Below are 13,569 nucleotides of genomic sequence, written 5' to 3'. Positions count from 1 at the left end.
TACTCATGCGGCCTCGTCATGCGCTCGCGCCCGTGATATTCACCCTATCCAGCCACCGCGAAGGCCCCGGAGGGTGACCGCCAGGGATGGCCGGTCACAAAAAAACCGGCCGAAGCCGGTTTTTTTCATCAAGCGCGTCCGGCTCAGGCAGCCAGCGCCTTAATTCGCTTGTTCAAGCGACTCTTGATGCGCGCGGCCTTCTTCTTGGAGAAGGCATCCTTGTCGGCGATGCGGTCGATGACCGGCTGCGCGGCCTGGAACTCGCTGTTGGCCTGAGCCTGGTCGCCAGCCTGGATCGCCTTGATCACGCGCTTGATGTAAGTGCGGACCATGGAACGCTGACTCGCGTTGTGCTTGCGGCGGTCTTCCGCCTGACGTGCGCGCTTGCGCGCTTGCTTGGTATTCGCCACCGTCGACTCCTTGGAGATGTTGACAGTCAATTCTGTAAGTAGATCACCCAGGACAGCCTCGAAACCGCTTCAGGCAATCCTGAATGAGTCGGCCGAATCTTGCTGCCGCGCTTCGTGAGAAGCGAAGCCGACCGTCGTTTCCGACAGTCTTTCACGGGCCATGTCTGAGAGGATGCGGGATTCTATCACAACGACTTTGCGCGACACCAGCTTCACAGCACCACGAGATTGTCGCGGTGAATCAGCTCGGGCGCCTCGACATAGCCGAGAATCTCGCCGATACGCTGGCTCGGCTGGCCCACCAGACGCTGGGCGTCGGCGCTCGCATAGTTGACCAGACCCTTGGCCACCCGCGCCCCCTGCTCGTCGACGCAGACCACCATGTCGCCGCGCCGGAACTGGCCTTCGACCCGCTTCACCCCCACCGGCAACAGGCTCGAACCGTGGCTGCGCAGCACCTTGACCGCACCGGCATCGAGGGTCAGCGTGCCGCGCACCTGCAGCTGCCCGGCGAGCCAGCGCTTGCGCGCCGCCAGCGGCGCATGCAGCGGCTTGAGCAGCGTGCCCAGCGCCTCGCCCTCGAGCAGCCGGGTCAACACCTGCGGCTGACGCCCGCTGGCGATGGCGGTCACGGCGCCAGAGCGCGCCGCCAGCCGCGCCGCGCGCAGCTTGGTCGCCATGCCCCCGCGGCCCAGTACACCGCCACCGCCGGCCACCGCGTCGAGCGCGGCATCGTCGGCCTCGGCCTCGGCGATCAATCGGGCCGACGGCTCATGACGCGGATCGGCATCGTAGAGCCCCTCCTGATCGGTCAGGATCAAGAGCGCATCGGCCTCGAGCAGATTGGCCACCAGCGCACCCAGGGTGTCGTTGTCGCCGAAGCGGATCTCGTCGGTGACCACGGTATCGTTCTCGTTGATCACCGGGACCACATGGAGCGCCACCAGCGTGCGCAGCGCCGAGCGCGCATTGAGATAGCGCTTGCGGTTGGAGAGATCGTCATGGGTCAACAGCACCTGGGCACTGCGCAGACCGTGGCGGGCGAAGTGGTTCTCGTAGCACTGCGACAGCCCGCTCTGGCCCACTGCGGCGGCGGCCTGCAGCTCATGCACCGCGCTCGGCCGGCTATGCCAACCGAGCCGCACCATGCCTTCGGCGATCGACCCCGAGGAGACCAGCACCACTTCGACCCCGCGCTGGTGCAGCGCGGCCATCTGGTCGACCCAGCCACCAATGGCGGCATCGTCGAGGCCGCGCCCATCGTTGGTCAGCAGGGCGCTGCCGATCTTGACCACGACCCGCCGCGCCGCCGACAGCGACGCCCGTCCCAGTTCCCGCTCCGCCGCCATCACTTCGCCCTCCGACTCTCACTGACACTGCGCTGCCCGCCAGACCTCAACGGGTGTATTCGACCTCGACGTCATAGTCGTCATCGTCGAAGTCGTCATCCTCGGCCGCGACCTCGCCGCGCTTGACCCGCAGCCGCGCCTGATGCGCCTCGACGCGTGCCACCGACTCCGCCTCCATGCGCGCCCGCATCTCGCGCTCGCGCTCGGCGAAGGCTTCGTCTTCGTGCTCCAGCTGGCGCTGTTCGGTGAGCCAGCGATGGGCCGCCTGCACCAGCGCATCGGTGCCGTCACCGGCAATCGCCGCGATGCGATAGACCGGCCCCTGCCACGCCAGCCGCGCGAGGATATCCTCGACCCGCGCCTCGCGCTCGGCCTCGGGCAGCAGATCGAGTTTGTTGATCACCAACCAGCGCGGCAGTTCCGACAAGGCCGGCGAGAAGCTTTCGAGCTCCTCGGCGATCGCCGTCACCGAGGCTACCGGGTCGGACTCGTCAAACGGGGCCGCATCCACCACGTGCAGCAGCAGGCGCGTACGGGTGAGGTGCTTGAGGAAACGCAGCCCCAGCCCGGCACCGTCCGAGGCGCCCTCGATCAGCCCGGGCACATCGGCCATCACGAAGTGCTCGTGGGTGCCCAGCTTGACCACGCCCAGGTTGGGCACCAGCGTGGTGAAGGGGTAGTCGGCGACCTTGGGCTTGGCCGCCGAGACCGAACGGATCAGGGTCGACTTGCCGGCGTTGGGCATGCCCAGCAGGCCGACGTCGGCCATCACCTTCATCTCCAGGCGCAGCTTGCGCCGCTCGCCCTCGGTGCCCGACGTGGTACGCCGCGGGGCGCGGTTGGTGGAGGACTTGAAGTGGATATTGCCGAGCCCACGCCGACCGCCCTGGGCGACCAGCACCACCTGCCCCTCGGCAGTCACATCGGCGATCACCTCGAGGGTGTCCTCGTCGATCACCGTGGTCCCCACCGGCACCTTGACGTGCAGATCCTCACCCGCCTTGCCGCTCATCTGGCGGCCCTGGCCGGGCTGGCCGTTCTGCGCCTTGTAGAAGCGCTGGAACTTGAAGTCGATCAGGGTGTTGAGCGACTCGTCGCCGATCAGGTAGACGCTGCCGCCGTGACCGCCGTCGCCGCCGTCGGGGCCACCCTTGGGCACGAACTTCTCACGCCGGAAACTGAGGCAGCCGTTGCCCCCCTTGCCAGCCTCGACGGTGATCGATGTCTCGTCGACGAATTGCATGATTCTCTCCCGGCGACGGCCTGCCGCCTCTTATGTCCCGAACACCCTTTTCGCCCCGAACACCACGATGCCTGGACGTCCTGAACGACCCAACGCCACGACAGGTGTCCGCCAGTGCAGGCGGGGATACAAAAAAGCCCCGCCTGAGCGGGGCTTTTTCAGCAGCGTTCGTGAAGTCTCAGGCGGAGACTACGCTCACGAACTTGCGGTTCTTCGGGCCTTTCTGTTCGAACTTGATCACACCATCGGTGAGCGCGAACAGCGTGTGGTCCTTGCCGATGCCCACGCCGGTGCCGGCGTGGAACTTGGTGCCGCGCTGGCGCACGATGATGTTGCCGGGAGTCGCTTTCTGCCCGCCGAACAGCTTGACGCCCAGGCGTTTCGATTCTGAATCGCGACCGTTACGCGTACTACCAGCGGCCTTCTTATGTGCCATGGTGAATACCTCTCTCTGGGGGAACGATCCGCTTAGGCGGAGATTCCGGTGATCTTGACTTCAGTGAACCACTGACGGTGGCCCTGACGCTTCATGTGGTGCTTGCGGCGACGGAACTTGATGATATGAACCTTCTCGCCGCGGCCGTGGGAGACGATCTCCGCAGCCACCTTGGCACCCTCGACCAGCGGCGCGCCGACCTTGACGTCGTCGCCGTCGGCAACCAGCAGAACCTGGTCGAATTCCAGGGTCTCGCCAGTCGCGATCTCGAGTTTCTCGAGCTTCAGCGTCTGACCTTCCTGGACGCGGTATTGCTTACCGCCACTCTTGATTACAGCGTACATGGAATCTCTCCGGGGCCCGCGTCGGGCTATCAGCTCAGTCGGGCAACAAACTTCATCTGGCCCCAACCGTTGGGCCAAGTGCGTCGACTCGTCGAAGACGGCCGCGGGGCCGTGCTTCACCAGCGGGTCAGCATGGACAGGCCACCGTCAGGGTGCGTTGACCGCACGAAGCCTTGTGGTGCCTTGCCTTGCATGACCGGTGCTCTTCGAGACCTGCGTCGAGTGGTGCCCCTTCCGGCAACCATCTAACAGGGAGCGTGACGAGTCGGGTCGCGGATTATAGCGATTGCGCATGCCCGGAGCAAGCCCACGCCCGGGCGCGGCTTGACGCACTTCGGGGCGCCACCTAGCATAGCCGCTCACGTCGCCTCTCGGCCCCGGGGCTTCGAGCGGCCCACCCGATTCCCCCTGTGACAAGCCGATCATGCAATCCAACGCTGCATCCATTCATGCGGCGGTGGCTGAGGACTTCGCCGCCGTCAATCGCACGATCCTCAGTCAGCTGGCGTCGCGCATCCCGTTGGTCGAGACCATCGGCCAGTACATCATCGAGAGCGGCGGCAAGCGCCTGCGCCCGCTGCTGGTGCTGCTCGCGGCACGCGCCCTCGACTACCGCGGCGACCGCCATATCACCCTGGCCACGCTGATCGAGTTCATGCATACCTCGACCCTGCTGCACGACGACGTGGTCGACGAGTCGAGCCGGCGGCGCGGCAAGGCGACCGCCAACGAGACCTGGGGCAACGCGCCCTCGGTGCTGGTCGGTGACTTCCTCTATTCGCGTTCGTTCCAGATGATGGTGGAAGTCGGCTCGATGCGCATCATGCAGGTGCTCTCCGGGGCAACCTGCGTGATCGCCGAGGGCGAAGTCCAGCAGCTCACCAATATCGGCAACGCCGATATCGAGGAGTCGGACTACTTCGACACCATCCAGGGCAAGACCGCGATGCTGTTCGAGGCGGCCTCCCACAGCGGCGCGATCCTGGCCGAGGCGGACCCTGACGCCGAACGTGCACTCAAGCTCTACGGCCGCTACCTCGGGCTGGCCTTCCAGTTGATCGACGATCTGCTCGACTACCAGGGCGATGCCGAGACCATGGGCAAGAACGTCGGCGACGATCTGGCCGAGGGCAAGCCGACGCTGCCGCTGATCCACGCCATGCGCCAGGGCACCCCGGCACAGGCGGCACTGATCCGTCAGGCGATCACCGATGGCGGCCTCGAGCGGCTCGACGAGGTGCTGGCGATCGTGCGCGAGACCGGCGCCCTCGAATATACCCAGCGCCGCGCCGAAGAGATGGCCGCAAAGGCCCGCGACCAGCTCGCGCTGCTCGCGCCCAGCGTCTACCGCGAGAGCATGGAGACGCTGACCCGCATCGCCGTCGAGCGTCAGGTGTGACGCGCTCACCCCAAGGAAGCTCGGCGGTGTCGTGACCACCCGCTGCGGGTGACGTGAACCTCCTCAGCGGGTGTCCGGACAGGGCGTGGCGAAAGCGGCTGGTCGCTCAAGAGAGAGTTGCAAAAGAAGGGGTTGCGTACGCGTCAGGGATGCGTATAATTCAGCTCCGTCGAGTTTGGCTCGGCGCAAAAGTCGGAGTGTAGCTCAGCTTGGTAGAGCGCTGCCTTCGGGAGGCAGAGGTCGTAGGTTCGAATCCTGTCACTCCGACCATCGTATTGAAAAATGCCCGCTTCGNNCGAAGCGGGCATTTTGCTTGTCGGGCTGCCGCCAGGCAAAAGGCCAATGGGCAGCGCCGCGGGGTAGCGCTACAGTGACAGAGCGCCGCGCACTCATCTCGCGCTGTCTGCCCCGCCCTCGCCAGGAGACCCGCCATGCCTCGTTCCCCCCGTCTCGTAGCGCTCGGCCTCGGTCTACTGCTGGTGGCCGGCGGCGCCCGCGCCGACGAGCCCCCTGCCCCGCCGCCGTGGTCGACGCAAGAGGTCACCAGCGCCCAGGCCCAGTGTCGCGCCAACCTCACCGCCACCGGCATCGATGGCCCCAAAGTAGCGCGCTACTGCGAGTGCGTGACCACCGCACTGCAGGCACGTTTCAGCGCCGCCGAGGTGCGCCGCATGAAACGCGCCCACGACCCCGGGGCCGATGACGACAACCGCCCGCCGGCGCTGGCCAAGACGCTGGAGCAGTGCTCGCCGGTGCTCGAGTCACCCTGAGACGCTCGAACGCTGCTGTTGCGCGCTCGCGTCGCCGCGGGCAGAGCGCCGATCCTGTGCCATGCTGGAGAGGACCGTCCCGATAGGACCGGCTCATCAGCAAGGGCCAGCACGCCCCCAGGTGAACATTCGAAGGAGACGGCGCATGCCCGACTCGCTCCCGACCACGGCCTCGGCGCCCCGCGGCCGCCGGCGCCACCCGCTGCCGGTCAGGCTCTGGCACTGGTTCAATCTGTGGTGCCTGGTGGTGATGCTGATGAGCGGTCTGCAGATCTTCAACGCCCATCCCGCACTCTACTGGGGCAGCGCCTCCCACTTCGACGACCCCTGGCTGGAGCTCTACGCCATCCGCGCCCCGAACGGCGACATTCGTGGCCAGACCGCCCTCGGCCCCTGGGTCTTCGATACCACCGGGGTGCTCGGCTACTCCGCGGCGAACGGACGTGAAAGCGTGCGCGGCTTCCCCGCCTGGAGCACCCTGCCCAGCTATCAGTACCTCAGCATGGGCCGGCTGTGGCACTTCTTCTTCGCCTGGCTGTTCGCGGGAGCGGGGGCGCTGTTCGTGCTCTATGCCCTGCTCAGCGGCCACCTGCGCCGCGACCTGTGGCTCTCCGGCGCCCAGTGGCGCGGGCTGGGCCGCGACCTGCTGGATCACCTGCGCCTGCGCTTCCACGGCCCCCACGGCGGTTACAACGGTCTGCAGAAGCTCAGCTACCTGGGCGTGCTGCTGGTGGCGCTGCCGCTGATGATCGTTACCGGCCTGTGCATGTCGCCCACCTTCAACGCCGCCGCTCCCTGGCTGCTGGAGCTGTTCGGCGGGCGCCAGAGCGCGCGCTCGATTCACTTCATCGTCGCCGCAGCACTGGTGCTGTTCTTCCTGATACATATCGCCATGGTGCTGCTGAGCGGCCCCTGGCGTCAGCTCAAGGGGATGCTCACCGGCGGGCCGCGCGTCACCGAGGAGCCCGCAGCCACGTCCACAACGCCAACCACCCGCAGCGGGAGAGACCAGCATGATGCGTCGTGATTCCGGCCGCCGCGACGCCTCGCGGCGTCGCTTCCTCCAGCGCTCGGCGCTGGGTGCCGCCGCGCTCGGTCTCGCCGGCTGCGACCGCCTGTCGCAGAGCGAGCAGGTTGCCGGCACGCTGAATCTGGCCCAGCGCCTCAACCTGCGCGTGCAGCGCTTCCTCGCCGGCGAGCGCGGGCTGGCGCCGGAGTATCCGGCATCGATGATCGACCCGGTGTTCCGCCCCAACGGCTCCACCGACCCGCAATCAGGGCGCTACCGGGAACTGGCGGCCAACGGCTTCGCCGACTGGCGACTGACCCTGGATGGCCTGGTGGAGACACCACTGTCGCTGTCGCTCGACGAGATCCGCGCGCTCCCGGCGCGTACCCAGATCACACGCCACGACTGCGTCGAGGGCTGGAGTGCGATCGGCCAGTGGACGGGCCCGGTGCTCGGCGATCTGCTGGCGCGCGCCGGGGTCAAGTCACAGGCGCGCTACGTGGTGTTCCACTGCATGGACCAGTTGAATGGCAAGGACTTCTACTACGAGAGCCTCGACCTGGTGGAGGCGCGCCACCCGCAGACGATCCTCGCCCACTCGCTCAACGGCGCGCCGTTGCCCACCGCCAACGGCGCGCCGCTACGTCTGCGCGCGGAGCGCCAGCTGGGCTACAAGATGGCCAAGTATCTCTCCGGGATCACCCTGGTCAGCCACTTCGACGACATCGGTGACGGCCGCGGCGGCTACTGGGAAGATCGGGGCTATACCTGGTACGCCGGTATCTGAGCCCGAATCACGCGTAGCGGGTGCCCCAGGAGCTGCGCAGCACAGGCGAGCCAGGGGCCGCCGACTTGACATTCTCGCGCCATGGTCTGCACTCAAATCCTCGCCATGACGCATGGATCTTGGCCATGGCGCGAGCACACCCAACTCCGATACGGAAGGATTCGTCCATGGCTATCCCCCGCTTCACCGCCACTGCCCTGCGCCGCGCCCTGGCCGGGCTGGCGCTCGGCTGCGTCGCCGCCACCGCCCTGGCGGCACAGAACGGCGATGCGCCCCAGCATCTGCGCGGCACCATCACCGAGGTCGGCGATCACGCTTTCAGCGTCGAGTCGCACCCGGACGGCAAGGTCCACAAGGTCACCTTCGACGACGCCACGCGTCTCGCCGGCGTCACCCGCAGCAGCCTCGATCAGATCAAAGAGGGTACCTTCATCGGCACCGCCAACGTGCCCGGCGCCGACGGCAAGCCGTCACAGGCCCAGGAAGTGGTGGTCTTCCCCGACTCGATGCGCGGCACCGGCGAAGGCGACTACCCTTGGGACACCCCCCGCGGTGCCATGCAGCAGGGCGCCAGCGGTGAGACCATGGGCAGCGACAAGATGGGCGGCGATAATGCCGGCGGTGAAAAACTGGGCGGCGCCGGCGGCGGCTCGAGCATGACCAACGGCACCGTCTCCGCCGCGACGCATCAGGGGTCCAGCGGCAAGCTCGGCGGCGCCGACAGCGCCTCGACCATGACCAACGGCACGGTCGACAGCTCCCAGGCCCAGGGTGGCACCCTGACCCTGACGGTGGACTACGGCAACGGCAGCAAGCAGATCCAGGTGCCCAGCGACGTGCCGGTGGTCAAGGTGAGCAAAGCCTCGATGGAGACGCTGAAAAAAGGCTCTGCCGTATTCGTCGCCGGTGACATGAGCCAGGACCCGATCCCGGCCAAGGTGGTAATCGTCGGTATCGACGGCACCGTACCGCCGATGTGAGGCCGCCCGCGCGCCCGAATTCAGGGCGGGAAGGGATGATAGCGGGCGCCTCGGCGCCCGCTGTCGTCAGGCGCTTTGGCTGCCGATGAAAAGCAGCCACACCAGACGCGAACTCCCTGGCGGTATCAGCCCTCCTCGCGGGCGGCGTCGCGCCGGCGCCGCTCGCGATTGCGCCGGTAGCGTCTGACCAGCGCCAGCCAGCCGGCGGCGACCAGCATCAGTGCCAGGGTCACCCCCTGCCACGGGCGCGCCGCGTCGCCGAGCCAGGTCTCGAGGGCGATGATCGCGACGAAGCCCACCGCCTGGGAGGCGATCGCCATGCGTCGCAAACCGTCGCGCTGTCCCGTCGTCGCCATCCTGCCTCCCGCTGTCCATGAATCGATCGTCTTAGCCGCGCCGCCTGCCTTCCGGCTACTGCCGAACGCGGCAGCAGTGTAGCATCGCCGCCTGCCGAGACGCGCAGCGCTTAAGACTGCAACGCCTTTACGCTAGAATGCGTCGCCCACTCCTCCCGCAGTTGAGCATACCGAGGCATCATGAGCGACTTCACCCCCGGCCAGCGCTGGATCAGCGACGGCGAAACCGAGCTGGGACTAGGCACCATTCTCAGCGTCGACGCCCGCAGCGTGACCGTGCTCTTCACCGCCAGCCAGGAGACGCGCACCTATAGCGCGCGCCAGGCGCCGCTGACCCGGGTCATCTTCGCCGCGGGGGATCGTATCGTCGATGCCGAGGGCCACACCCTCACGGTCAGCGACGTCGAGATCGATGCCGGCTGCATCGTCTACCACGGCCACGACGAACAGGGCACCGCTGCCACCCTGCCCGAAGCGCGCCTCTCCGACAGCATGCGCTTTCACCAGGCCCAGGATCGTCTGCTCACCGGCCAGGTCGACCGCAACGACTGGTTCGAGCTGCGCTACCGCTCGCTGCATCATCATCAGCGCCTCTCGCGCAGCCCGGCGCTGGGCCTGGCAGGCCCGCGCATCGATCTGATCGCGCACCAGCTCTACATCGCCGACGAGGTCTCGCGGCGCCACGCCCCGCGCGTGCTGCTGGCCGACGAGGTGGGGCTGGGCAAGACCATCGAGGCCGGCCTGATCCTGCACCGGCTGCTGCTCACCGGACGCGCCAGCCGCGCCCTGATCCTGGTACCGCCGAGCCTCACCCACCAGTGGCTGATCGAGTTGCTGCGCCGCTTCTCGATCTCGGTGACCCTGCTAGACGAGGCGCAGAGCGAGGCGTGGGGCGACGAGAATCCCTTCGACAGCGGCCAGTGCATTCTCGCCAGCCAGGCGTGGCTGTTCGCCAATCCGCAGCGTCAGCGCCAGGCCGAAGCGAGCCAGTGGGACCTGATGATCGTCGACGAGGCGCACCACCTGGACTGGACGCCCCAGGCCGAGGGGCCGGGCTACGCCTGCGTGGCGCGCCTCGCCGCCCGCATTCCGGGACTGCTGCTGCTCACCGCGACACCGGAACAGATGGGCCTGGAGAGCCACTTCGCCCGGCTGCGCCTGCTTGACCCGGATCGCTACCAGGATCTCGACCGTTTCAGCGCCGAAGAGGCCGGCTATGCCGCGGTGGCTGACGCCATCGATGCCCTCGACCGGCTGCCGGGCGAGGCTGCAGCGCTGGACGCGGTCAGCGCGGTGATCGGTGCGGGCGACGGCGACAGCCAGGCGCTGCTCGCCACCCTCGCCAATGCCGAAAGCGACGACACCCAGCGCGCCAGCGCCCGCCGCCAGCTGCGCGAGCAGCTGCTCGACCGCCACGGCACCGGGCGGGTGATGTTCCGCAACAGCCGGCGCCATGTGGGCGGCTTCCCCGAGCGCCATCTGCACACCGCCGAGCTCGACATGCCGGCGGCCTACCGGGCCCAGCTCGACGAGCTCGCCGCCGGCAACGACCATGTCGCTGCCCGCCTGCATGCCGCCGAACTCGGCCCGCGGGAGGCACGCCTCTACCCCGAGGCGGCCTACCGCGCCGTGCAGGAGGCCGCGCTACAGGCGGACACTCCGTGGTGGGAGCAGGACCCCAGGGTCACCTGGCTGATGGGCCTGCTGGAATCACTCGGGCGCCAGACCAAGGTGCTGCTGATCGTCCACTATCGTCAGAGCGCCATCGATCTGGCCGAGGCCCTGCGCGTGCGCGCCGGCGTGCAGGCGCCGGTGTTCCACGAGGAGATGAGCCTGGTCGAGCGTGACCGCGCCGCGGCCGCCTTCGCCGACGACGAGGCAGGCTGCCAGCTGCTGATTTGCTCGGAGATCGGCTCCGAGGGGCGCAACTTCCAGTTCTGCCACCATCTGGTGATGTTCGACCTGCCGTGGCACCCCGATCTGCTCGAGCAGCGCATCGGCCGCCTCGACCGTATCGGCCAGCTTCACCCCATCGATATCCACGTGCCGGTGATCGCCCACAGCCCCACCGCCACGCTGCTGCGCTGGTACCGCGACGGGCTCGACGCCTTCATCGCACCGCACGCCGCCGGTGGCGACGTGCTCGACGCCTTCGGCGAAGCGCTGCGCGAGAGCCTCGACGACGAGAGCGGGGTGGACACGCTGATCGACGAGACCCGTACCTTCAACGCCGACCGCCTGGCCCAGCGCGAGGCCGGGCGCAATCGCCTGCTGGAGTGGAACGCCTGCCGCCCCGAGCGCGCCGATGCGGTGATCGCCGCGGTGCTCGAGCAGGACAACGATCCGGCCCTGCCGCGTTATGTCGATCAGGCGCTGGATATCTTCGGCGTCGACAGCCGCGAACTGGGCAACGCCCTGACCCATCTGGCGCCCGGCTCGCACATGCTCGATAGCCTGCCCGGACTCAGCCAGGGCGACGAGGGCTTCACCGTCACCTATTCGCGCACCCAAGCGCTGGCGCGGGACGACGTCCAGCGGCTGTCATGGGAGCACCCGCTGGTCACCGCGATGCTCGAGCGCGTGCTCGACTCGAGCCTCGGCAACACCGCCCTGGCGCTGCTCAAGCACCCCAGCATCCCCGGTGGCCGGCTGATGCTGGAGCTGGTCTACCGTACCCACTGCCCCGCGCCCAAGCAGCTTCAGCTGGGCCGCTTCCTGCCCGACACCGGCATTCGCGTGCTGCTCGACGAGAGCGGGGCCAATCTCTCGGACAAGGTCAGCTTCAGCGGCCTGTCGCGCAATCTGCAGCGGGTCAAAAAGGGGGTCGCGCGGGAGCTTTTGAAGTCGCGCCACGAGCAGCTGCGCGCACTGCTGAAAAGCGGCGAGCAGGAAGCCCTCCGCGAGTTGCCGACGCTGGTCGAGCGCGCCCAGACCGAGATGCGCGACACCCTCGACGGTGAGCTGGCGCGCCTCAAGGCGCTGGCCCAGCGCAGTGGCGCGATCCGTGCCGACGAGCAGGCCGCCTTGGGTCAGGAGCGCGCGGACCTGGATGCAGCGATCGAAAGCGCCGCGCTGCGCCTCGACGCGGTGCGGGTGATCGTGACCGTGGACAACGAGCAGCGCTAGGCACCGCTAGGCCTCAGCGCGGCAGGATCGCCGCCAGCGCGGCATCGAGCGTGGGGTAGGTGAAGCGGAAACCCGCCTCCTCGAGCCGCGCCGGGCGCATGCAGGCGCCGGTCAGCAGCAGCCGCGACATCTCTCCCAGCCCCAGCTTGAGCAGCGTGGCCGGCACCCGGAAAGGGGTCGGCCGATGTAGCTGGCGGCCCAGTGCACGGGTGAACTCGGCATTGGTCACCGGCGCCGGCGCCGAGGCGTTGAAGGGCCCTTCGAGTGACGGCTCGGCGAGCAGGAACTCGATCGCCGCGACCAGATCCTCGCGATGGATCCACGGCATGTACTGGCGTCCGTCGCCCAGACGGCCGCCGGCCCCCAGCTTGAACACCGGCAGCAGCCGGGCCAGGGTCCCGCCCTCCGCGTCGAGCACCAGCCCGATGCGCACGCAGGCGACTCGGGTACCGACCTCGGCAGCCTTGTTCGCCTCGCGCTCCCACATCTCGCACAGCCGATGGGCGAACTCGTCATGCGGCGGCGTCGACTCGGTGACGTCGCGCTCGCCCTGATCGCCGTAGAAGCCCATCGCCGACCCCGACACCAGCACCTCGGGGGCATCACCCGTCTGCGCCAGATGCTCGCACAGCTCCACCACCTCGCGGGTGATATGCCGGCGAGACTCGATCAGCCGCGTCTTCTGGGAGTCGCTCCAGCGCTTGTCGGCGATCGGCTCGCCGGCCAGATTGACGATGCCTTGCGGGCGCTGGTCGGCGAACGCCGCCACCGAGTCGCCCACCGAGACGGCTGCAGGAAGCTTTTGCCGCGCGCGCTGTGGCTGGCGCGATACCACCATGACCTGGTGGCCGGCCGCCAGGGCGCGCTCGACCAGACGCTGGCCGACGAAACCGGTACCGCCGGTGATCAGAAGTCGCATGGCACTGACCTCAGTTATACAAGTATTGTACGATATTCACAGCATAGCAGCGCCAGTAGCGCGCTGCGTCATCTGCCGCGCGTCACTTCGTCACAGTCTACGCCAGGTCCCCCGCGGGCCCCAGATCGATGCCCGGATGGCTCGGGGCGCCACGGAGAGCGTGAGCCCTGCCGCGGCGCTACGGTGCCAGCCCCTACACCAGGACATGCCTGCGTCACCTGCCACCCCTGCCCCACGCACGCCATGAAAGCGGCACCGGATGCGCCCCGACCGGCCAGTCTCAGGCGCCGAGTGACGCCCTGACGACACTGTCGCGCAGCACCCCCGGAGCGCCTGAAACCGGTACTCCCCGACGGGTACACAGCGCTTTCGTATTACATTAAAATTGTACAAAACGCTTGAAGCGTACAATGCATTCACCCATGCTGGATGCATGGACAT

General features: G+C 67.9%; 13 protein-coding genes and 1 tRNA gene. 7 read left to right on the top strand and 7 right to left on the bottom strand.

Features of this window, described 5'->3' with window-relative positions:
* Window positions 1–143: 143 nt before the first annotated feature.
* From rpsT to rplU, 5 genes are all read right to left on the bottom strand, one after another.
* Entirely contained in the window at window positions 144–410 is a 267-nt protein-coding gene (gene rpsT, locus DOM66_RS19140) for a 30S ribosomal protein S20 (protein ID WP_106418782.1), read from the bottom strand.
* 212 nt (window positions 411–622) lie between these two features.
* A complete protein-coding gene (proB, locus tag DOM66_RS19135; protein ID WP_110674031.1) occupies window positions 623–1,759 on the bottom strand; it encodes a glutamate 5-kinase in 1,137 nt (378 codons plus the stop codon).
* Window positions 1,760–1,805: 46 nt separating this feature from the next.
* The gene (cgtA, locus tag DOM66_RS19130; RefSeq protein ID WP_110674030.1) at window positions 1,806–3,002 is read right to left on the bottom strand and encodes an Obg family GTPase CgtA; all 1,197 of its coding nucleotides are present in this window, start codon (window positions 3,000–3,002) and stop codon (window positions 1,806–1,808) included.
* A 178-nt stretch (window positions 3,003–3,180) separates the two neighbouring features.
* Window positions 3,181–3,438: a 50S ribosomal protein L27 gene (gene rpmA, locus DOM66_RS19125; protein ID WP_110674029.1), complete on the bottom strand. Its 258-nt coding sequence runs from the start codon at window positions 3,436–3,438 to the stop codon at window positions 3,181–3,183.
* A 32-nt stretch (window positions 3,439–3,470) separates the two neighbouring features.
* Window positions 3,471–3,782, bottom strand: coding sequence for a 50S ribosomal protein L21 (gene rplU, locus DOM66_RS19120; RefSeq protein WP_035470431.1), 312 nt, complete (start codon window positions 3,780–3,782; stop codon window positions 3,471–3,473).
* 424 nt (window positions 3,783–4,206) lie between these two features.
* Between rplU and ispB the strand changes: the two genes are divergently transcribed.
* From ispB to DOM66_RS19090, 6 genes are all read left to right on the top strand, one after another.
* The gene (gene ispB / locus DOM66_RS19115) at window positions 4,207–5,181 is read left to right on the top strand and encodes an octaprenyl diphosphate synthase (RefSeq protein ID WP_110674028.1); all 975 of its coding nucleotides are present in this window, start codon (window positions 4,207–4,209) and stop codon (window positions 5,179–5,181) included.
* Between the two features lie 193 nt (window positions 5,182–5,374).
* Window positions 5,375–5,451, top strand: a tRNA-Pro gene (locus DOM66_RS19110).
* Window positions 5,452–5,612: 161 nt separating this feature from the next.
* Complete coding sequence (locus tag DOM66_RS19105) at window positions 5,613–5,951, top strand: hypothetical protein (RefSeq protein WP_110674027.1); 339 nt, start codon at window positions 5,613–5,615, stop codon at window positions 5,949–5,951.
* Window positions 5,952–6,096: 145 nt separating this feature from the next.
* Window positions 6,097–6,978: a cytochrome b/b6 domain-containing protein gene (locus DOM66_RS19100; protein WP_110691206.1), complete on the top strand. Its 882-nt coding sequence runs from the start codon at window positions 6,097–6,099 to the stop codon at window positions 6,976–6,978.
* Complete coding sequence (locus DOM66_RS19095; RefSeq protein ID WP_232825106.1) at window positions 6,965–7,747, top strand: molybdopterin-binding protein; 783 nt, start codon at window positions 6,965–6,967, stop codon at window positions 7,745–7,747. Before DOM66_RS19100 ends, DOM66_RS19095 begins: the two co-directional genes overlap by 14 nt.
* Window positions 7,748–7,914: 167 nt before the next feature.
* On the top strand, window positions 7,915–8,727 hold the full coding sequence (locus DOM66_RS19090) for a metal ABC transporter permease (protein ID WP_110691205.1): 813 nt from the start codon (window positions 7,915–7,917) through the stop codon (window positions 8,725–8,727).
* 125 nt (window positions 8,728–8,852) lie between these two features.
* Here the strand turns inward: DOM66_RS19090 and DOM66_RS19085 are convergent, their stop codons facing one another.
* A complete protein-coding gene (locus tag DOM66_RS19085) occupies window positions 8,853–9,083 on the bottom strand; it encodes a hypothetical protein (RefSeq protein ID WP_110674024.1) in 231 nt (76 codons plus the stop codon).
* Window positions 9,084–9,263: 180 nt separating this feature from the next.
* On the opposite strand from DOM66_RS19085, the gene rapA reads away from it, so the two are divergent.
* Window positions 9,264–12,209: an RNA polymerase-associated protein RapA gene (rapA, locus tag DOM66_RS19080; RefSeq protein ID WP_110691204.1), complete on the top strand. Its 2,946-nt coding sequence runs from the start codon at window positions 9,264–9,266 to the stop codon at window positions 12,207–12,209.
* A gap of 13 nt (window positions 12,210–12,222) precedes the next feature.
* Here the strand turns inward: rapA and DOM66_RS19075 are convergent, their stop codons facing one another.
* Window positions 12,223–13,128: a TIGR01777 family oxidoreductase gene (locus DOM66_RS19075; RefSeq protein ID WP_110674022.1), complete on the bottom strand. Its 906-nt coding sequence runs from the start codon at window positions 13,126–13,128 to the stop codon at window positions 12,223–12,225.
* Window positions 13,129–13,569: the final 441 nt, after the last annotated feature.

Origin of the sequence: Salinicola endophyticus, from assembly GCF_003206575.1 — a bacterium.
Classification (GTDB): domain Bacteria; phylum Pseudomonadota; class Gammaproteobacteria; order Pseudomonadales; family Halomonadaceae; genus Salinicola; species Salinicola endophyticus.
This window is presented reverse-complemented; position numbering and strand designations above follow the sequence as displayed.

What these genes read in the sequence shown, in the direction of transcription:
- proB (WP_110674031.1), bottom strand. Translation starts at nt 1,759, where the DNA reads ATGGCGGCGGAGCGGGAACTGGGACGGGCGTCGCTGTCGGCGGCGCGG.
- cgtA (WP_110674030.1), bottom strand. Translation starts at nt 3,002, where the DNA reads ATGCAATTCGTCGACGAGACATCGATCACCGTCGAGGCTGGCAAGGGG.
- rpmA (WP_110674029.1), bottom strand. Translation starts at nt 3,438, where the DNA reads ATGGCACATAAGAAGGCCGCTGGTAGTACGCGTAACGGTCGCGATTCA.
- rplU (WP_035470431.1), bottom strand. Translation starts at nt 3,782, where the DNA reads ATGTACGCTGTAATCAAGAGTGGCGGTAAGCAATACCGCGTCCAGGAA.
- ispB (WP_110674028.1), top strand. Translation starts at nt 4,207, where the DNA reads ATGCAATCCAACGCTGCATCCATTCATGCGGCGGTGGCTGAGGACTTC.
- DOM66_RS19105 (WP_110674027.1), top strand. Translation starts at nt 5,613, where the DNA reads ATGCCTCGTTCCCCCCGTCTCGTAGCGCTCGGCCTCGGTCTACTGCTG.
- DOM66_RS19100 (WP_110691206.1), top strand. Translation starts at nt 6,097, where the DNA reads ATGCCCGACTCGCTCCCGACCACGGCCTCGGCGCCCCGCGGCCGCCGG.
- DOM66_RS19095 (WP_232825106.1), top strand. Translation starts at nt 6,965, where the DNA reads ATGATGCGTCGTGATTCCGGCCGCCGCGACGCCTCGCGGCGTCGCTTC.
- DOM66_RS19090 (WP_110691205.1), top strand. Translation starts at nt 7,915, where the DNA reads ATGGCTATCCCCCGCTTCACCGCCACTGCCCTGCGCCGCGCCCTGGCC.
- DOM66_RS19085 (WP_110674024.1), bottom strand. Translation starts at nt 9,083, where the DNA reads ATGGCGACGACGGGACAGCGCGACGGTTTGCGACGCATGGCGATCGCC.
- rapA (WP_110691204.1), top strand. Translation starts at nt 9,264, where the DNA reads ATGAGCGACTTCACCCCCGGCCAGCGCTGGATCAGCGACGGCGAAACC.
- DOM66_RS19075 (WP_110674022.1), bottom strand. Translation starts at nt 13,128, where the DNA reads ATGCGACTTCTGATCACCGGCGGTACCGGTTTCGTCGGCCAGCGTCTG.